Genomic DNA, 17482 nt, shown 5'->3' with positions numbered 1-17482 from the left:
TGCGATGAAATTGCGAAAAGCTAATCGGATAAGAACAATTCACAGTTCGTTGGCCATAGAAGGAAATACTTTATCCGAAGATGAAGTGAAGGATATCATAGAAGGCAAGACTGTTATAGCGCCACTACGCCAGATTCAAGAGGTAAAGAATGCGATAAAGACGTATGAGTTATATAGCAGCTTGAATCCATTCAGTGTAGACGATTTATTAAAAGCACATGGTACGATGATGATGGCGCTTACCGATGATGCAGGCAGATTCCGACATGGTGGCGTTGGTGTATTCTCTGAAAAAGGATTGGTCCATATGGCGCCTCCTGCCAATAGAGTTCCGGAATTGATAATCAATTTGTTCGAATGGCTTAAAGAGGCAAAAGATCATTTGCTCATTCGCAGTTGTGTATTCCATTATGAATTTGATTGAACATCTCCCTGTGGAAAATATGGTGTATGCCAACCAAGAGGCTTATTATAACGCTATTCAAGCTAGTACAGCAGCAGCCAATTCCGGACCTTTCATTGACTTTATGCTGCAAGAGATTCTGAATGCTTTAAAAAATCATCAAGGAACTTCGTGACGCTGGTTATATAAGGCGTGAAGGGAGTAATAAATCAGGGTGTTGGGTGATTATCGAATGAAATTGGTAGCAAGTTTCTTTTTTCTCCATTCCCGATACAACAATCCGGGAAGCGTATACACAATCCAGGCGCAACGTTTCAACTGTTTCTTAGGTTCACTAAAGATACGATAGGCAAATTCAAGATGCATCTTAACCATCCAATGGGGAGCACGCTTCACGAGGCTCTGATCGAAAGGAATCATCTTAGTAAGGAGGAGATCGATTGGGTGATTCCCCATCAAGCCAATCAACGCATTATCGCGGCAGTCACACAACGGTTGGGAATACCACCGGAGAAAGTCATGGTGAACATCGAACGGTATGGCAACACAAGTGCCGGTACACTTCCGCTCTGCCTTTGGGACTTTGAGAATAAGTTCAAAAAGGGAGATAACCTGATTTTCACAGCATTTGGAGCCGGATTCGCTTGGGGAGCCATTTATGTAAAATGGGGGTACAACGGAAATAAAGAATAATAGAAGAGAGTAAATAAAAAATCCCTCTGACTCATTGAGAATCAGAGGGATTTTTTATTACTCTCTTGGTTGAGAAGCGGTGCGTACGGGACTCGAACCCGTGACCCCATGCGTGACAGGCATGTATTCTAACCAACTGAACTAACGCACCAAAATATCATTTGACAATCACAATCCTCTTGATTGCGGATGCAAAGGTAGATATTTTTTTGAAACCTACAATAGCTTTCATATCTTTTTTCTGAAAAAGTGGGTTTATTAAGAATTATCGTGTACATTTGCAGCTATTACATAAAATAGAAAATAGAATGAAAAATACACCAATTGAACGACATCTGATTGATGAAACCATAAATGAGTTTCAAATTGTCGATTTTTCAAAGGCAACCATTCGTGAAGTGAAAGCTATTGCTTCAAAAGCGGAAGCCGCATCAGGGGTTGAGTTTATTAAGATGGAAATGGGTGTTCCGGGACTTCCTCCTTCTGCCGTTGGGGTGAAAGCAGAGGTTGAAGCGCTACAAAAAGGGATAGCCAGCCTATATCCGGACATTAACGGACTGCCCGAATTGAAAAAGGAGGCTTCTAACTTTATCAAGGCATTTATTAATGTGGATTTAAGCCCGGAAGGCTGTGTGCCTGTTACCGGTTCTATGCAAGGCACATTCGCTTCTTTCCTCACTTGCAGCCAATGTGACGAAAAGAAAGATACGATTCTGTTTATCGATCCCGGTTTTCCGGTGCAGAAGCAGCAGTTGGTTGTGATGGGACAGAAATACGAGACATTCGATGTATACGATTACCGAGGCGACAAATTGAAAGAAAAATTGGAGAGTTATTTGAAGAAAAGCAATATATCCGCAATCATCTACTCAAACCCCAATAATCCTAGTTGGATCTGCTTGAAAGATGAAGAGTTGAGGATTATCGGTGAACTGGCTACGCAATATGATGTGATTGTACTGGAAGATCTGGCCTATTTCGCAATGGACTTCCGTCAAGATTTGAGCAAGCCGTACCAGGCTCCTTACCAGCCGTCGGTAGCTCATTATACGGATAATTATGTCTTGTTGATTTCCGGTTCGAAAGCGTTCAGCTATGCCGGACAACGTATCGGTGTAAGTTGTATTTCCGACAAGTTATATCACAGAAGTTATCCGGGACTGACAAAACGGTACGGCGGCGGAACTTTCGGGACTGTCTTCATTCATCGGGTGCTCTATGCACTTTCTTCCGGAACGAGTCATTCTGCACAGTTCGCTATGGCTGCCATGCTGAAAGCTGCTAATGAAGGACAATACAATTTCCTCAATGAAGTGAAAATATATGGTGAAAGAGCGAAGAAGTTGAAAGATATCTTCCTGCATCACGGGTTCCATCTGGTATATGACAATGACTTGGGCGATCCTATTGCAGACGGATTTTATTTCACAATCGGATATCCGGGAATGACTAGCGGTGAGCTTGCCAAGGAGCTGATGTACTACGGTGTAAGCGCTATCTCATTAGTGACTACCGGAAGCCATCAGGAAGGTTTGCGCGCGTGTACCTCTTTTATTAAAGACCATCAATATGCACAACTTGATGAAAGAATGAGATTATTTGCAGAAAATCATCCGGTAGCCTGACCGTTTGCGGTAAGATATTCATAAAAGCACCCTGCTAAATCAAAAAAAACGGAAATAACGATAGTTATTCCGTTTTTTTTATTAATTTAGGGGCATGAATATCGACCTGGACATATTTAAGATTCAATCGAATAATGTGTTGCCGTCAAGAGGAAAGATTTTGATATCCGAACCTTTTTTACGCGATGCGACGTTTGGCAGATCCGTAATTCTACTGGTCGATCATACGGAGGAAGGAACTATGGGATTGGTCATCAATAAACAATTGCCACTGCTTCTCAATGATGTTATTATGGAATTTAAGTATTTGGATGAAATACCTCTCTACAAGGGTGGTCCTGTAGCGACTGATACTTTATTCTACCTCCATACTCTAGAGAAAATTCCCGGTTCTATCCCTGTCAGTAAGGGGCTTTTCCTAAACGGTGATTTTGAAGAAATAAAGAAATATATATTGCAAGGGAATAAAGTGAGTGAATGTATCCGCTTTTTCTTGGGATATTCCGGTTGGGAAAGCAATCAGTTACATAATGAGATAAAGGAAAACACATGGCTGGTATCCGAAGAAGAGAACTCATATCTGATGAGAAACGACACCAAAGATATGTGGAAAGAGGCTTTGGAAAAGCTAGGCAGCAAGTATGAAACGTGGTCACGTTTTCCACAAGTGCCTACGTTGAACTGACATTTAGGCTTTCATCACCTATCTTATAAGGATTCAGTTATTTTCGGGGATTCAGACATTGAAGAAGTACGGCATCTTTATAGCATCCCTCTACCTGTAACCAGTTCTTTAAGAGTCCGCATTGGGTAAAGCCACACGATGCAAATAGTTTCAGACAGACCTCGTTGTCCACTGCCACGTGTGCATAGAGTTGTTTCAAGGACAGAAAACCGAAAGCATATTCGCAAAGTAGCTTCAGCGCATCGGTTGCATAGCCTTGCCGACGATAGTCTTTATGTACGGCAATACCGACCTCTCCACGCGAATGGAGTGGAACAAAATCAGTAATATCAATAGTGCCTAGTATGTCATGATCGGATTTACTCACGATCATCAAGCGTAATTGCTTGTCTGCAAAGACATCACATTGTGAGCCTTCTATATATTGGCGCAGTACATAACGGGAATAAGGGACTGTGAAATTGCTGATATCCCACATAGAAGGATCATTCTCCATCTCGTACATAATATCCATATCTTCCGGCTCTACTGCACGAAGATAAATGCGCTCGTTTGTTAGATAAGATTGTTTCATGCGCTTTAGTCTTTTGTGATGTGAAGTTCGTTACGTAATCTTTTCTCACTGGGCAGACAGAAAAGAGAAGCCGTCAAGCCAATGAGCATACAAAGATTACCGGTACTGCTTAATGTCAAATAGTAACATAGGATGTTGGCTACAATGGCGACTTCAAGTATTCCCAATCGGACAATGCTCCATTGCACATAATGTTTCAGCGCGAGCGTGATAGTCATATTGTCTATTTTCTTTTTGAGCACCAAGCTGAATAGCTTCAAAGAAAGAGGTACGCAAAGTGCCGTCAACAGAATGCCGATAGTCTCAAAATAATAAGTAGCCTGTACATTATCTACCAGATTTCCTACGGGCAAGAGCTCGAACTCCCCTGCTCCAAGCAGAAAAGCCGGAAATACCCAAAAGAAAACATAACCTATATTCAAATTCCTGACAGCACGTTTTATCTGTTCTTCCATGTTCGTTCTAAATTTCTAAATATTAAATTATACAGTTCCGGTGAAAAGAGTCCGGTTCACAATACTACGTCCCAAAGTTACTTCATCGGCATATTCCAATTCATCTCCAACGGATATGCCACGCGCAATCACACTCAGTTTAACCCCTAGTTTATCCAATTTACGATAGATATAGAAATTGGTAGTATCTCCTTCCATCGTTGTGCTCAAAGCCAGAATTACCTCCTTAATTCCTCCTTCGGATACCCGCCGCACCAGACTTTCAATCTGAAGGTCGCTCGGTCCCACTCCGTCCATTGGAGAAATGACTCCTCCTAAAACATGATAGAGCCCCCGATATTGCTGGGTTGCTTCTACCGCCATCACGTCGCGGATATTCTCTACTACGCAAATAGTGGAAGCATCCCGTTGCGGATTGGCGCAGATCTGGCAAATTTCAGTATCAGATATGTTATGACATACCTTACAGTACTTCACCTCTCGTTTCAATGTCATGATGGAATTTCCGAAAGCCTCTACGGTGGCCGTATCCTGACGAAGCAGATGCAAAACAAGCCTCATGGCCGTTTTACGTCCTATACCCGGCAACTTGGAAAATTCACCGACCGCCTTTTCGAGTAATATGGAAGGATATTGTTGATTCATAGATAATAATTACGGTTCTATCGATATTTTGGCGCAAAGATACAGATTATTGTTATAATACCTACAAAAAACACTACCTTTGCAGTCGATATGATGATACTTGTCACTATAATATGCTACTTTGCGGTATTATTATTAATAGCCCGTATCACCGGATATAAAGGCGGATCGAATGCAGCGTTCTTCAAGGGAGAGAATAAATCTCCTTGGTATGTGGTTTCTTTTGGCATGATCGGCGCCTCTATTTCCGGGGTGACCTTCGTTTCTGTTCCCGGCATGGTGCGCGGCATGGATATGACATATATGCAAACGGCATTCGGCTTTTTCTTCGGATATATGGTGGTAGCGCATATATTGCTTCCTTTATATTATAAACTCAACTTGACAAGTATATACGGCTATCTCGGCACACGCATCGGAACGCGCGCCTATCGTACCGGCTCGTTTTTCTTTTTATTGTCGCGTATGTTGGGAACGGCAGCCAAACTCTATCTGGTTTGTCTCATTCTCCACACTTATGTATTTCAGGAGATGCATATCCCCTTTTGGATAATCGCTGTCGGATCGGTTGCCTTAGTATGGATATATACCCACAAAAGCGGAATAAAAACAATTGTATGGACAGACACTTTGCAGACTTTCTGTCTGATAGCAGCACTGATTTTTATTATCTATTTTACAATTCAAGAGTTAGGTCTGGATTTTAGCGGCATTATTCAGACCATTCAGCACAATGAACACAGCAGAATTTTTGTCATGGATGATTGGGTATCCCGGCAAAATTTCTTTAAACAGTTCTTTAGCGGTATCTTCATCGTGATTGTAATGACCGGACTCGATCAAGACATGATGCAAAAGAATCTGTCTTGCCGTAATCTTCGCGAAGCACAGAAGAATATGTATTGTTACGGATTCTCATTTATCCCGCTAAACTTTCTATTCTTGTGCCTGGGAATATTACTGATTACATTAGCCGGACAAATGCAATTGGCATTACCTGCCATGAATGATGATATTTTGCCTATGTTTGCAGCGCAAGGTTATCTGGGACAACCCGTTCTGATACTTTTTACAATCGGTATTATCGCAGCCGCTTTCAGCAACTCGGACTCCGCACTGACGGCCATGACAACCAGCGTATGCGTGGATTTGCTGAATACGGAAAAAGACAGTGAAGAAACGGCGCGCCGTAAAAGGAATAAGGTACATTTATCGCTTTCAGTCTTACTGGCTTTCTTCATCTGCCTCGTAGAAACTTTAAACAATAAAAGTGTAATTGACGCGATCTATATCATCGCCTCTTATACTTACGGTCCCTTATTAGGAATGTTTGCTTTCGGACTTTTTACCCGCAGACAAACCAACGATCGGTGGGTTCCGTTGATAGCTATCCTTTCACCCCTACTCTGTTACCTCGCCGATTGGTGGATTGGAAAAGAAACCGGATATAAATTCGGTTATGAATTGCTAATGTTAAATGGAACACTTACCTTTGCAGGGCTAATATTGATGTCAAAGAAACAAATGACTAGAAAATGGAAATAACAAGCGCAGAATTTGTGATTAGCAATACAGACGTGAAGAAATGTCCGGCAGGCACTTTTCCCGAATATGCTTTCATCGGTCGTTCTAATGTAGGAAAATCGAGTCTTATCAATATGTTGACCGCCCGCAAGGGATTGGCTATGACTTCCGCCACTCCGGGAAAAACGATGCTTATCAACCATTTCCTGATTAATAACAACTGGTATATTGTCGATCTTCCGGGATATGGCTATGCCCGTCGCGGTCAGAAAGGGAAAGACCAGATACGCACGATAATCGAGGATTATATTCTTGAACGGGAGCAGATGACAAACCTTTTTCTATTAATAGACAGTCGCTTGGAACCTCAAAAGATTGATCTCGAATTCATGGAATGGCTGGGGGAAAACGGCATTCCTTTTTCTATCATTTTCACCAAAGCCGATAAACTGAAAGGTGGACGATTGAAGATGAATATCAATGCTTATCTCCGTGAACTGAGCAAACAATGGGAAGAACTCCCTCCCTACTTTATTTCTTCTTCGGAAAACCGCACCGGACGGACAGAAATACTTGATTATATAGAAAACATAAACAAAGATCTCAATATAAAATGAAAATGAAAAAGAATTTTTTATCTGCTACCTTGATGGTAGTATTTATGCTGACGGCAACTAACAGCCGGGCACAATCATGGGCGGACTTATTGAATAAGGACAACATCTCAAAAGTCGTGAACGCCATTACAGGAAACACTGAGACGATCGACATGACCGGAACATGGAGTTACAAAAGCTCAGCCGTCGAGTTCGAATCGGATAATCTGCTGATGAAAGCAGGAGGTGCAGCCGCAGCGACAATGGCGGAAAACAAGTTGAACGAGCAGTTGAGCAAGATTGGCATTAAGGACGGGCAAATGAGTTTCACGTTCAATGCGGACAGTACTTTCACCAGCACAGTGGGAAAGAAAACATTGAAAGGAACTTACTCCTACAATGCTTCCACCAAACAAGTGGACTTGAAATATTTGCGATTGCTGAACCTGCACGCTAAAGTGAATTGCAGCTCTAATTCACTGGAATTGTTATTCAACTCGGATAAATTGCTAAAACTAATGGCGTTTATCGGTAGTAAAAGCAACAGTACCGCACTCAAAACCGTTAGCTCTCTGGCCGATAACTATGACGGGATGATGCTTGGATTCGAGCTTGCCAAATAGCAAATACAAGCCGTTTAATACTATTTCGCACTCTATAAAGTATATTTTAAGGGAAAAAGCATTACCTTTGGCACTTGTAATCAAAAAAGAGAAGGAAAAATGAAAAAGATACTTTTTTTTATGACTTTGTTAGTAATGGGGGTAAGTTTTGCATTTGCTCAAACCAATGCAGATATTAAGTTTGACAAAACAACTCACGACTTCGGCAAGTTCTCAGAAAACAGTCCGGTAGTTAGTTGTACATTTACCTTTACTAATATCGGTGACGCTCCTTTGGTAATCCACCAGGCGGTAGCTTCATGCGGATGTACTGTACCCGAATATACGAAAGAACCTATCATGCCGGGCAAAAAAGGTACAATCAAAGTAACTTATAACGGAACAGGCAAATATCCGGGACATTTCAAGAAATCAATCACTTTGCGTACCAACGCCAAAACAGAGATGGTAAGATTGTATATTGAGGGCGATATGGTAGCAAAAGACGCTAAATAAAAAATTTTAGGCTATTACATAAAGGAGAATCTTTCGGTTCTCCTTTTTTTTTGTTTACTTTGAAGACGGAAACGTAAATTGACACATTAGCAAATTATAAAACTATGAAACAAGAAGAAGACAAATTCACCGGGTTGCCCGAGAATGCGTTTAGAGAACTGAAACCGGGGGAAGTATACAACCCGTTGATGAGTCCCTCAAAAAATTATCCGGAAGTTAACTTCTGGTCGGTAGCATGGGGTATTGCTATGGCAATCCTCTTCTCAGCCGCCGCAGCCTATCTGGGATTAAAGGTAGGACAAGTATTCGAGGCGGCTATTCCTATCGCCATTATTGCTGTAGGAGTCTCCGGAGCTGCCAAAAGAAAAAATGCGTTAGGAGAAAATGTTATTATCCAGTCTATCGGAGCTTGTTCCGGAGTGATTGTGGCCGGAGCGATCTTCACACTTCCTGCTCTTTATATCCTTCAGGCAAAATATCCAGAGATGACAGTTACCTTCATGCAGGTGTTCATCAGTTCTCTGCTGGGTGGTGTATTGGGAATCCTGTTCCTGATTCCTTTCCGGAAATATTTCGTAAGTGATATGCATGGCAAATACCCTTTCCCTGAAGCGACAGCTACCACGCAGGTATTGATCTCCGGAGAAAAAGGCGGAAGCCAAGCCAAACCCTTGCTGATGGCGGGAATGATTGGTGGATTATATGACTTTATCGTAGCCACATTCGGTTGGTGGAATGAGAATTTTACGACCCGTGTGTGCAGTGCCGGAGAAATGCTGGCGGAAAAAGCCAAACTGGTATTCAAGGTAAATACCGGAGCTGCCGTATTGGGATTAGGTTATATAGTCGGATTAAAATATGCTTCCATCATCTGCGCCGGTTCATTGGCTGTATGGTGGATTATCATTCCGGGAATGTCCGCTATTTGGGGAGACAGTGTGCTGAATGCATGGAATCCGGAGATTACATCTACTGTAGGGATGATGAGTCCGGAAGAAATATTCAAATATTACGCTAAAAGCATTGGTATCGGCGGTATTGCTATGGCAGGTGTCATTGGTATCATCCGTTCATGGGGAATCATTAAAAGTGCAGTTGGACTGGCTGCCAAAGAGATGGGCGGTAAAGGCAATGTAGAGAAAAACATTATCCGTACACAACGGGATCTCTCGATGAAGATTATTGCAATCGGTTCTATCATCACTTTGATACTCATCGTACTGTTCTTCTACTTTGATGTAATGCAAGGAAATCTGCTACACACATTGGTAGCGATTCTTCTAGTTGCAGGTATTTCTTTCCTGTTCACTACGGTAGCCGCCAATGCGATTGCAATTGTCGGTACAAATCCCGTATCGGGTATGACATTGATGACACTGATTCTGGCTTCTGTAGTGATGGTAGCCGTAGGACTGAAAGGCCCTTCAGGCATGGTTGCAGCATTAGTGATGGGCGGTGTGGTGTGTACTGCGCTTTCAATGGCCGGAGGTTTCATTACCGACTTGAAAATCGGTTATTGGCTGGGAAGTACTCCTGCCAAACAGGAGACCTGGAAGTTCTTGGGAACAATTGTATCGGCTGCAACAGTAGGCGGTGTAATGATTATCCTGAATAAGACATACGGATTTACGAGCGGAGCATTAGCTGCTCCACAGGCAAATGCGATGGCTGCTGTTATCGAACCGTTGATGAGTGGTGTAGGCGCACCTTGGTTATTATATGGCATCGGTGCTGTCTTAGCGATTATTCTGACTCTTTGCAAGATTCCTGCATTAGCTTTCGCACTAGGTATGTTTATTCCATTGGAACTGAATGTGCCGTTGGTTGTAGGCGGAGCTGTCAATTGGTTTGTGACCAGCCGCAGCAAAGATTCGACTATCAATACGGAAAGAGGAGAAAAAGGAACATTGCTGGCTTCCGGTTTCATTGCCGGTGGCGCGTTAATGGGGGTTATCAGTGCCGCGATGCGCTTCGGTGGAATCAACTTGGTGAACGAAGCATGGCTGAACAATACTTGGTCGGAAGTGTTGGCGTTAGGAGCATACGCCCTGCTGATTCTCTATTTCATCAAAGCCTCAATGAAAATTAAATAAGCAAACATGAGGAGACTTTTATCCGTCATAGTATCGTTTATAAGTGCAATGACTTTTGCCCAACAACAGCCTGCGGAGCTCACTCCGCAGGACTCTCGAACGATGCTGCAAATCGGAAAGTCTTATTTGGGAACCAAATATGTGGCCAATACGCTAGACCGGGATGGAGAAGAAGAGTTGGTTATCCGGACCGATGCAGTGGATTGCCTCACTTTTGTAGAATACACACTGGCTCAAGCTCTCGGCTCTTCTTTTACTGAGAACCTGCAAAAGATACGCTACAGAGATGGAATTATCGACGGATATCCTTCCCGTTTGCATTACACTTCCGATTGGATCGAGAATGGTATCCGTCAAGGATTCCTTACGGATGTGACGGCAGAGAACAGTGTACAAACTCTTCAATTAAACCTCTCTTATATGTCCGCTCACCCAAAACTATATAAAAAGCTAGCCAATTCTCCGGAAAACATCGCCCGAATGACCGAATACGAGAAAGCATTATCCGGGAAAATCGTACATTGGCTGCCGAAAAGCGAATTACCGGAGAATGGATTATCCTGGATTATGGACGGAGATATTATCGCCATCACAACGAAACTTCCCGGACTGGACATTGCTCACGTTGGGATAGCGCAATATATAAAAGGGAAACTGCATCTGCTACATGCTTCCTCTACACTGGGAAAAGTAGTTATCAGTGATGATCCCCTCAATCATATGCTTAACAATAATAAATCGTGGACAGGTATACGTGTTGTCCGAATGTCTCACTAAAAAAATAACGAATTATGAAACGAGTTAAACATTTCCTTCTAGCCTCGTGCTTATTCCCCGCTTTGCTGGGAGCACAAGAAATGGCAAATGCCAACTTTCTGGAACTTACTCCGGATGCCCAATCGGCAGGTATGGCAGGTACAGGATTAGCTATCACCGATAACGGTAGCACAGCTATCTTTCATAACGCCTCTACAATCGCTTTCTCACAGGAAGCAATGGGCGCTAGTTATTCATACGCTGATATCAACAAGGACTGTGCGCTGCACAGCGCATCTCTTTTCTATCGGATCGGAAGAGAAGGTATTCATGGATTTGCTTTGGGATTCCGCCACTTCAAGGATCCTAAAATAATGGATTACCGTCCCCGTATATGGGATTTGGAAGCTGCCTACTTCAGGAATGTAGCCAAGAACTTATCACTGTCATTGACATTCAGATATCTGCAAGAAAAAGTAGCAAAGGAAGCAGATAGCAAGAGCAGTGTCGCTCTTGACTTTGGTGCCACCTATTATCGGAATACGGATCTTCTGGATGGAATGGCTTCTTGGTCTATTGGTTTCCAAGCCGCCAACTTGGGCAAAAAGCTGGATGGTCAGAAATTGCCTGCACGATTGGGATTGGGAGGTAGTGTCGACCTTCCATTCAGCATGGAGAATCGTTTGCAAGTAGCACTTGACTTCAACTATCTTCTTCCTTCCGAAATCCGGCATTTGCAAGCAGGAATAGGAGCCGAATATAACTTCCTGAAATATGGAGTAGTCCGCGCAGGATACCATTTCGGAAACAATGATAAAGGAATAGGCAACTATGGTACGCTGGGTTGTGGAATTAATTTCTGGCCAATGCGCGTCGATTTCTCTTATGCACTGGCTGATAAGGATTGCCTTATGCACCAGACTTGGCAACTGGGATTCGGAGTAGTTTTCTAAGTTCATTTTCAAGGCGCTGCTTCACTTCGTCCATAGGTATCTCACGTTTCAATTCCTGACGAAGAGAAGTGACGCCTTTATCAATAAACCCGCAAGGGTGAATATAACTGAAATACCGTAAATCCGTATTTACATTCAATGCCAACCCGTGCATTGTAACATAATGACTGCTCCTTACTCCTATCGCACAAATCTTACGGGCACGAGGGGTATCACCTTCCAACCATACGCCTGTAGCTTTCTCCAACCTCCCCGCTTCAATGTCATAAGATGCACATACACGTATCACCGCTTCTTCCAACAAATGAACATATTCCTTTAGTCCTAATGCAAATTCATCCAAATTCAATATCGGATAACACACCAACTGTCCGGGACCATGATAAGTGATGTCCCCTCCCCGATCTATGTGATAAAGAGTAGCGCCAATCGCCTTTAGCTGCCCATCACTCAGCAACATATTATTTTCTTTTCCACTGCGCCCCAATGTATAAACGTGTGGATGCTCACACATAATAATGAGGTTCTCATAGACTTCACTCTGAGCTTTTGCCCGAACTACACCGTCAAACCACTCCGCCTGCCGTTGCCACGCTTCGGCATACGGTATTAAATTCCAATCGATAAAAGTTGTTTTCATAAAAACAAAGGTAAGAAATAAAAAGAAAATATGTACTTTTGCACTGTAAATATAACAAACGCAACTATGAAAATGGACTTCCCACAGGTAGACTTGCCTACCGAAGTATTAGCATGGACGAATGTTACGGAAGACATTCTCAATATCTATAAGCAATCCTGTCGGTTGCAGGCATGTATTGTTGCCATCTGCACCGAAGGCTCGATGAAAGCCTCCATCAATCTGCTTGATTATGAAATCCGTCCGAATGACCTGATAACATTATTACCGGGAACAATCATCCAATTTCGGGAGAAAACAGAAAAAGTATGTCTCTGCTTTGCCGGTTTTTCCGCCTATTGTGCCGGACGAATCAATCTGATGAAAAACATCGGTAACGAATATCCAAAACTGATAGAACAGCCGGTAATCCCTCTCAATGAAGAAGTAGCCAGTTATCTGAAAGACTATTTTGCTCTATTATCGCGTGTCAGTTGTAATGAGAACTTTGAAATGGATTCTGAATTGGTTGAATTATCTCTTCAGACTATCTTGACAAGCATACGATTGATATATCGTAAATTTCCGGGTGAAAACAATAGTTCGAACCGCAAAAAGGAAATTTGCCGGGAATTGATTCAAGCCATCACCGAGAATTATAAAGATGAACGTCGTGCACAATTCTACGCAGATAAACTAGGAATATCGCTTCAACATCTAAGTACAACCGTAAAACAAGTGACAGGCAAAAGTGTGCTGGATACCATTGCGTATATTGTGGTCATGGACGCCAAAGCGAAACTGAAAGGAACTAATATGACTATCCAAGAGATAGCTTACTCACTAAACTTCCCCAGCGCCTCATTCTTTGGTAAGTATTTTAGGCGGTACGTAGGAATGACACCATTGGAATTCAGGAACAGATAATTCCTACGAAGAGCAATAGAGGATAAAATTATAAACAACGAATCCCCAAAAACGAACGGTGAACAAATTGCGCATGATCCGCAAAGGCAGTGTCCATAATATTGTGTAAATGTAAACGGGATTCAGTTATAAGTTCTCTTATATCTGGATTCTGTTTTCAAAAATAAGCATAAACTGGTTCATAATCAATCCCCAGTTAGTAATCGGCATTGTCCATTTCTTCTCAATCTCCATCAAGGAAAGGTATACCATCTTCTTCACTGCGTCATCCGACGGGAATGAAAGCTTTGATTTAGTGTACTTTCTGATTTTTCCATTCAGATTTTCAATGAGATTTGTGGTATAGATTATTTTTCTGATTTCCAATGGGAACTGAAAGAAAACAGTCAGATCATCCCAGTTGTTCCTCCATGAAAGAATGGCATAAGGGTACTTCCCTCCCCATTTCTTTTCCAGATTATCAAGCTCCGCGGCAGCAACTTCCTTGTTTGGCGCATTATAGATATTCTTCATATCTGCCGTGAACTCTTTTTTGTCCTTGTAAACGACATATTTACATGAGTTTCTTATCTGATGTACAACACAAATCTGAGTTGATGACTGAGGGAATACGGTACGTATAGTGTCCGTAAATCCGTTCAGGTTATCGGTACAGGTTATCAGTATATCTTGTACCCCACGGGCCTTCAAGTCAGTGAGAACACCCATCCAGAAGGCGGAACTCTCTGATTTACCCACCCACATGCCAAGAACTTCCTTCAAGCCGTTTTGTTTCAGGCCGACACAGAGATAGACAGTCTTGTTGATAATCTTCCCGTTGTCACGGACCTTGAAGACAATACCGTCCATCCAAACGATGAGATAGACCGGGTCCAAAGGACGGTTCTGCCATTCTTGAGCAGCCTGGTTTACTTTGTTTGTGATGATGGAGATGGCAGAGGTGGAGAGTTCTATCTCATAGATCTCGCGCATCTCTTCTTCTATATCGGACACACTCATTCCTTTGGCATATAAGGAGATAACAAGCTTTTCTATGGAAAGCCCACGGCTTTCATGCTTGGGGACTACTATGGGTTCAAACTGACCGTTGCGGTCACGAGGGATGGGTATGACAGCCTCGCCGTGCTCGGTCTGGATTTTCTTGGGGTAACTGCCGTTACGGGAATTACCACTGTTATTGCCGGAAACAGAATGTTTCTCATAACCCAAATGAGCATCCATCTCACCTTCAAGCATCTTCTCCAGCACTTGGGCGTGGAGCTGCTTTAGGAACTTGCTTACGTCTGCCTCAGTTTTGAAATGGCTGAGGAACTCCTTGGTTAAAACCTCATCAGGCACTACATGATTCTCTTTCATAATCTTTTTCATTTTGCAAATCTATTAAATAAAAAAATACGGAACTCGTACTGAATCCCGTATTTTACATTTACACAAAATATTTTATAGTGCCTCCGCAAAGTATTCACCGTTTATTATTTACTTACAATTTGTTTTCTTTGTACAGTCGCTTACTCATTTTCTTCCCAAGCTCAATGAATTGAGCACTACACTCACACTGGAGAAGGCCATTGCAGCACTTGCCAACATCGGATTCAATAACAAACCGTTCAATGGGAACAAAATACCGGCAGCAATAGGAATGCCGATCAGATTATAAATAAACGCCCAGAAAAGATTCTGATGAATCAGTTTGACCGTCTGCTTTGACAACTGAAAAGCTTTAGGAAGCAGCAATAAATCTGATGTCATCAAAGTTACCATAGCCACGTCCATAGCAATATCAGTTCCTTTCCCCATGGCAATGCTCACGTCAGCCAGTGCCAGAGCCTGCGAATCGTTGATACCATCTCCTACCATAGCGACTTTCTTTCCCTGCATTTGAAGCTCACGCACAAACTCGGCCTTATCATCCGGCAGAGCGTCAGCGACAAAACGTTCAATTCCTAAACGGGAAGAAACAGCTAATGCCGTCCGCTGCCCGTCACCCGTCAACATACAGATGTCAATGCCTTGACGTTTCAGTTCTTTTACCGCTTCGGCAGAAGTAGCCTTTATCGGGTCAGAAACAGCAATGATAGCCAATAATTCATTTTCACGTCCAAAGTAGATGATACCATTGCCATCCGATTCATAGCGAACCAGCATTTCAGCCATCACATCATTTACTGTCGCACTGAAATCTTTTAGGAGCTTATGGCTACCTACCCAATAGGTATGTCCCTCATAAGAGACCTTGATTCCTTTTCCCGTAATACTCTCGAAGCTGTCCAATGCAGCGGGTTTTACCTTCTCCTCGTTCTGAAGAGCAGACACGATAGCACCGGCAAGCGGATGTTCCGATTTCATTTCTGCAGCTAAAAGCACATCTTTGAAATGAGGTTCCTGCGATTGCGCCCATAACCATCCGGTAGCAGTAGGGTGTCCTTCGGTCAATGTTCCGGTTTTATCCAGTACAACGACATCCACTTTACGCATTTGTTCCAAGGCTACCGCGTCTTTAATCAGAATATGCTGGCTGGCAGCTTTGCCTATTCCCACCATCAATGCAGTAGGCGTAGCAAGTCCCAAAGCACATGGACAAGCAATGACAAGGACAGAAACAGCCGACAGAATGCCATAAGAGATATATTCACTGCCACCGATGGCAACCCATAAAACAAATGTCAGGATAGCAATCCCCAATACGACAGGTACGAAAATTCCGGTAATGCGGTCGACGATACGTTGCACGGGAGCTTTGCTACCCTGTGCTTCCTGCACCATGGAAATGATGCGGGCAAGCACCGTTTCACTGCCTACCTGTGTGGCATATATGATGAACGAGCCACGCTGGTTGATCGTTCCTGCCAAGACTTTATCGCCTTTCTTCTTTTCTACCGGAACCGGTTCACCACTAATCATACTTTCGTCAACATAGGAATCGCCTTCGGAAAGCTGACCGTCCACCGGTATCTGTTCTCCCGGACGTACAACAACCATATCACCTATCTGGAGGTTCTCGATCAAGATCTCCTCTTCCACTCCATTGCGCAGAACCCGGGCTACTTTAGGCTGCATTCCCATCAACTTGCGAATAGCAGTCGAGGTATTGCCTTTAGCACGTTCCTCCATCAATTTTCCGGTAAGAACGAAAGCGATAATCACCGCAGAAGCCTCATAATAAACGTGCGGTTCCAATCCACGAGCATACCAAAATTCGGGGAAGAACGTATTGAACAGACTGAACAGAAAAGCAATGGAAGTACTAAGTGCAACCAGTGTATCCATATTGCTCCGTCCCAGTTTAGCCTGTTTCCAAGCTCCGGTAAAGAAACCACCTCCGAAAAAGACCATGACAGGGATAGCAAGTACCATCTGAATCTCATTAGAGTAGGGTACATGCATCAGTATCATGGAAAATACCAGCAACGGCACTACCAAAATCCAAGCCCCAATCACTTTCCACTTCAAACGAGTGTAACGCTTATGCTGCTCCTCTTCCCGGCGTTCCTCCTTGTGGGCTTCTTCCACAATCAGATCATAACCTGCCGCAAGCACAGCCGCACGGATTTCTCCGGGAGTCAGCTGATCCTTCTCATAAGAAACGGTCAACGTATTGGTAGCAAAATTAACGGAAGCCTCGATAACTCCCGGCAATTTTTTCACTGTTTTTTCTACATTATTAGCACATCCTGCACAGTGCATATTAAGTACAGGAAATGCCTTCTTTATTGTGTTACCCATATAATTATAGTTTATGCCTTTCCCGACCCCTTAAAAGGAGTCGGGAAAGAACCATTGTTTATTTATAGAAACAAGCTAACACTGGTATTTGTT

19 protein-coding genes, 1 tRNA gene and 1 pseudogene are annotated in these 17482 nt (G+C 43.0%); 13 read left to right on the top strand and 8 right to left on the bottom strand.

Annotation, left to right across the window (positions count from 1 at the left end; all coding sequences use genetic code 11):
- Nucleotides 1-4: 4 nt before the first annotated feature.
- Both GD630_RS21575 and GD630_RS21570 read left to right on the top strand, forming a co-directional pair.
- Nucleotides 5-424 carry a Fic family protein gene (locus GD630_RS21575; RefSeq protein ID WP_394368250.1) on the top strand — a complete coding sequence of 140 codons (420 nt, stop codon included), beginning with the start codon at nt 5-7 and terminating at the stop codon, nt 422-424.
- Nucleotides 411-578 carry a hypothetical protein gene (locus GD630_RS21570; RefSeq protein ID WP_394368249.1) on the top strand — a complete coding sequence of 56 codons (168 nt, stop codon included), beginning with the start codon at nt 411-413 and terminating at the stop codon, nt 576-578. The genes GD630_RS21575 and GD630_RS21570 overlap by 14 nt, the downstream gene beginning before the upstream one ends.
- 50 nt (nt 579-628) lie before the next feature.
- Here GD630_RS21570 and GD630_RS05575 read toward each other — a convergent pair whose 3' ends face one another.
- Complete coding sequence (locus GD630_RS05575) at nt 629-769, bottom strand: hypothetical protein (protein ID WP_229118668.1); 141 nt, start codon at nt 767-769, stop codon at nt 629-631.
- Between the two features lie 30 nt (nt 770-799).
- Here GD630_RS05575 and GD630_RS05570 point away from each other — a divergent pair.
- Nucleotides 800-1096: pseudogene (locus GD630_RS05570) on the top strand (3-oxoacyl-[acyl-carrier-protein] synthase III C-terminal domain-containing protein); the annotation flags it as partial.
- A gap of 77 nt (nt 1097-1173) precedes the next feature.
- On the opposite strand, the gene GD630_RS05565 reads toward GD630_RS05570, so the two are convergent.
- Nucleotides 1174-1247 (bottom strand) — tRNA-Asp (locus GD630_RS05565).
- Between the two features lie 157 nt (nt 1248-1404).
- On the opposite strand from GD630_RS05565, the gene GD630_RS05560 reads away from it, so the two are divergent.
- A complete protein-coding gene (locus tag GD630_RS05560) occupies nt 1405-2721 on the top strand; it encodes a pyridoxal phosphate-dependent aminotransferase (protein ID WP_143869274.1) in 1317 nt (438 codons plus the stop codon).
- Nucleotides 2722-2815: 94 nt separating this feature from the next.
- The gene (locus tag GD630_RS05555; RefSeq protein WP_143869273.1) at nt 2816-3406 is read left to right on the top strand and encodes a YqgE/AlgH family protein; all 591 of its coding nucleotides are present in this window, start codon (nt 2816-2818) and stop codon (nt 3404-3406) included.
- Between the two features lie 37 nt (nt 3407-3443).
- Here GD630_RS05555 and GD630_RS05550 read toward each other — a convergent pair whose 3' ends face one another.
- Genes GD630_RS05550 through recR form a run of 3 tightly spaced genes read right to left on the bottom strand, consistent with a single transcriptional unit; the run spans nt 3444 to nt 5080 of the window.
- Nucleotides 3444-3980, bottom strand: coding sequence for a GNAT family N-acetyltransferase (locus GD630_RS05550; protein WP_007759923.1), 537 nt, complete (start codon nt 3978-3980; stop codon nt 3444-3446).
- Between the two features lie 5 nt (nt 3981-3985).
- Nucleotides 3986-4435: a hypothetical protein gene (locus tag GD630_RS05545; RefSeq protein WP_007759922.1), complete on the bottom strand. Its 450-nt coding sequence runs from the start codon at nt 4433-4435 to the stop codon at nt 3986-3988.
- Nucleotides 4436-4462: 27 nt separating this feature from the next.
- Nucleotides 4463-5080 carry a recombination mediator RecR gene (gene recR / locus GD630_RS05540; protein ID WP_007759921.1) on the bottom strand — a complete coding sequence of 206 codons (618 nt, stop codon included), beginning with the start codon at nt 5078-5080 and terminating at the stop codon, nt 4463-4465.
- 90 nt (nt 5081-5170) lie between these two features.
- On the opposite strand from recR, the gene GD630_RS05535 reads away from it, so the two are divergent.
- The 7 genes from GD630_RS05535 (at nt 5171) to GD630_RS05505 (ending at nt 12120) form a co-directional block, all read left to right on the top strand.
- Entirely contained in the window at nt 5171-6625 is a 1455-nt protein-coding gene (locus GD630_RS05535) for a sodium:solute symporter (RefSeq protein WP_143869271.1), read from the top strand.
- Nucleotides 6616-7221 (top strand): ribosome biogenesis GTP-binding protein YihA/YsxC, encoded by a 606-nt coding sequence (gene yihA / locus GD630_RS05530; RefSeq protein ID WP_143869269.1) that lies wholly within the window; start codon nt 6616-6618, stop codon nt 7219-7221. The genes GD630_RS05535 and yihA overlap by 10 nt, the downstream gene beginning before the upstream one ends.
- A 2-nt stretch (nt 7222-7223) precedes the next feature.
- Entirely contained in the window at nt 7224-7823 is a 600-nt protein-coding gene (locus tag GD630_RS05525) for a DUF4923 family protein (RefSeq protein ID WP_143869267.1), read from the top strand.
- A 99-nt stretch (nt 7824-7922) separates the two neighbouring features.
- Nucleotides 7923-8318 (top strand): DUF1573 domain-containing protein, encoded by a 396-nt coding sequence (locus GD630_RS05520; protein WP_007759913.1) that lies wholly within the window; start codon nt 7923-7925, stop codon nt 8316-8318.
- A 104-nt stretch (nt 8319-8422) separates the two neighbouring features.
- Nucleotides 8423-10411: an OPT family oligopeptide transporter gene (locus GD630_RS05515; protein ID WP_007759912.1), complete on the top strand. Its 1989-nt coding sequence runs from the start codon at nt 8423-8425 to the stop codon at nt 10409-10411.
- A 6-nt stretch (nt 10412-10417) separates the two neighbouring features.
- Entirely contained in the window at nt 10418-11188 is a 771-nt protein-coding gene (locus GD630_RS05510; protein WP_394368248.1) for an N-acetylmuramoyl-L-alanine amidase-like domain-containing protein, read from the top strand.
- A gap of 14 nt (nt 11189-11202) precedes the next feature.
- On the top strand, nt 11203-12120 hold the full coding sequence (locus GD630_RS05505) for a PorV/PorQ family protein (RefSeq protein WP_143869265.1): 918 nt from the start codon (nt 11203-11205) through the stop codon (nt 12118-12120).
- On the opposite strand, the gene lipB is transcribed toward GD630_RS05505, so the two are convergent.
- Nucleotides 12077-12760: a lipoyl(octanoyl) transferase LipB gene (gene lipB / locus GD630_RS05500; RefSeq protein WP_143869263.1), complete on the bottom strand. Its 684-nt coding sequence runs from the start codon at nt 12758-12760 to the stop codon at nt 12077-12079. The genes GD630_RS05505 and lipB overlap by 44 nt on opposite strands.
- A gap of 66 nt (nt 12761-12826) precedes the next feature.
- Between lipB and GD630_RS05495 the strand changes: the two genes are divergently transcribed.
- Nucleotides 12827-13666 (top strand): helix-turn-helix domain-containing protein, encoded by an 840-nt coding sequence (locus GD630_RS05495; RefSeq protein ID WP_143869262.1) that lies wholly within the window; start codon nt 12827-12829, stop codon nt 13664-13666.
- 138 nt (nt 13667-13804) lie between these two features.
- On the opposite strand, the gene GD630_RS05490 is transcribed toward GD630_RS05495, so the two are convergent.
- On the bottom strand, nt 13805-15022 hold the full coding sequence (locus GD630_RS05490) for an IS256 family transposase (RefSeq protein WP_431834204.1): 1218 nt from the start codon (nt 15020-15022) through the stop codon (nt 13805-13807).
- Nucleotides 15023-15178: 156 nt separating this feature from the next.
- On the bottom strand, nt 15179-17389 hold the full coding sequence (locus tag GD630_RS05485; RefSeq protein ID WP_143869326.1) for a heavy metal translocating P-type ATPase: 2211 nt from the start codon (nt 17387-17389) through the stop codon (nt 15179-15181).
- Nucleotides 17390-17482: the final 93 nt, after the last annotated feature.

Origin of the sequence: Bacteroides zhangwenhongii (assembly GCF_009193325.2) — a bacterium.
GTDB classification, from domain to species: Bacteria; Bacteroidota; Bacteroidia; order Bacteroidales; family Bacteroidaceae; genus Bacteroides; species Bacteroides zhangwenhongii.
This window is presented reverse-complemented; position numbering and strand designations above follow the sequence as displayed.

Bases quoted from the DNA above. Each gene is read 5' to 3' on its own strand.
- GD630_RS21575 (WP_394368250.1), top strand. From the start codon at position 5: ATGAAATTGCGAAAAGCTAATCGGATAAGAACAATTCACAGTTCGTTG.
- GD630_RS21570 (WP_394368249.1), top strand. From the start codon at position 411: ATGAATTTGATTGAACATCTCCCTGTGGAAAATATGGTGTATGCCAAC.
- GD630_RS05575 (WP_229118668.1), bottom strand. From the start codon at position 769: ATGCATCTTGAATTTGCCTATCGTATCTTTAGTGAACCTAAGAAACAG.
- GD630_RS05560 (WP_143869274.1), top strand. From the start codon at position 1,405: ATGAAAAATACACCAATTGAACGACATCTGATTGATGAAACCATAAAT.
- GD630_RS05555 (WP_143869273.1), top strand. From the start codon at position 2,816: ATGAATATCGACCTGGACATATTTAAGATTCAATCGAATAATGTGTTG.
- GD630_RS05550 (WP_007759923.1), bottom strand. From the start codon at position 3,980: ATGAAACAATCTTATCTAACAAACGAGCGCATTTATCTTCGTGCAGTA.
- GD630_RS05545 (WP_007759922.1), bottom strand. From the start codon at position 4,435: ATGGAAGAACAGATAAAACGTGCTGTCAGGAATTTGAATATAGGTTAT.
- recR (WP_007759921.1), bottom strand. From the start codon at position 5,080: ATGAATCAACAATATCCTTCCATATTACTCGAAAAGGCGGTCGGTGAA.
- GD630_RS05535 (WP_143869271.1), top strand. From the start codon at position 5,171: ATGATGATACTTGTCACTATAATATGCTACTTTGCGGTATTATTATTA.
- yihA (WP_143869269.1), top strand. From the start codon at position 6,616: ATGGAAATAACAAGCGCAGAATTTGTGATTAGCAATACAGACGTGAAG.
- GD630_RS05525 (WP_143869267.1), top strand. From the start codon at position 7,224: ATGAAAAAGAATTTTTTATCTGCTACCTTGATGGTAGTATTTATGCTG.
- GD630_RS05520 (WP_007759913.1), top strand. From the start codon at position 7,923: ATGAAAAAGATACTTTTTTTTATGACTTTGTTAGTAATGGGGGTAAGT.
- GD630_RS05515 (WP_007759912.1), top strand. From the start codon at position 8,423: ATGAAACAAGAAGAAGACAAATTCACCGGGTTGCCCGAGAATGCGTTT.
- GD630_RS05510 (WP_394368248.1), top strand. From the start codon at position 10,418: ATGAGGAGACTTTTATCCGTCATAGTATCGTTTATAAGTGCAATGACT.
- GD630_RS05505 (WP_143869265.1), top strand. From the start codon at position 11,203: ATGAAACGAGTTAAACATTTCCTTCTAGCCTCGTGCTTATTCCCCGCT.
- lipB (WP_143869263.1), bottom strand. From the start codon at position 12,760: ATGAAAACAACTTTTATCGATTGGAATTTAATACCGTATGCCGAAGCG.
- GD630_RS05495 (WP_143869262.1), top strand. From the start codon at position 12,827: ATGAAAATGGACTTCCCACAGGTAGACTTGCCTACCGAAGTATTAGCA.
- GD630_RS05490 (WP_431834204.1), bottom strand. From the start codon at position 15,022: ATGAAAGAGAATCATGTAGTGCCTGATGAGGTTTTAACCAAGGAGTTC.
- GD630_RS05485 (WP_143869326.1), bottom strand. From the start codon at position 17,389: ATGGGTAACACAATAAAGAAGGCATTTCCTGTACTTAATATGCACTGT.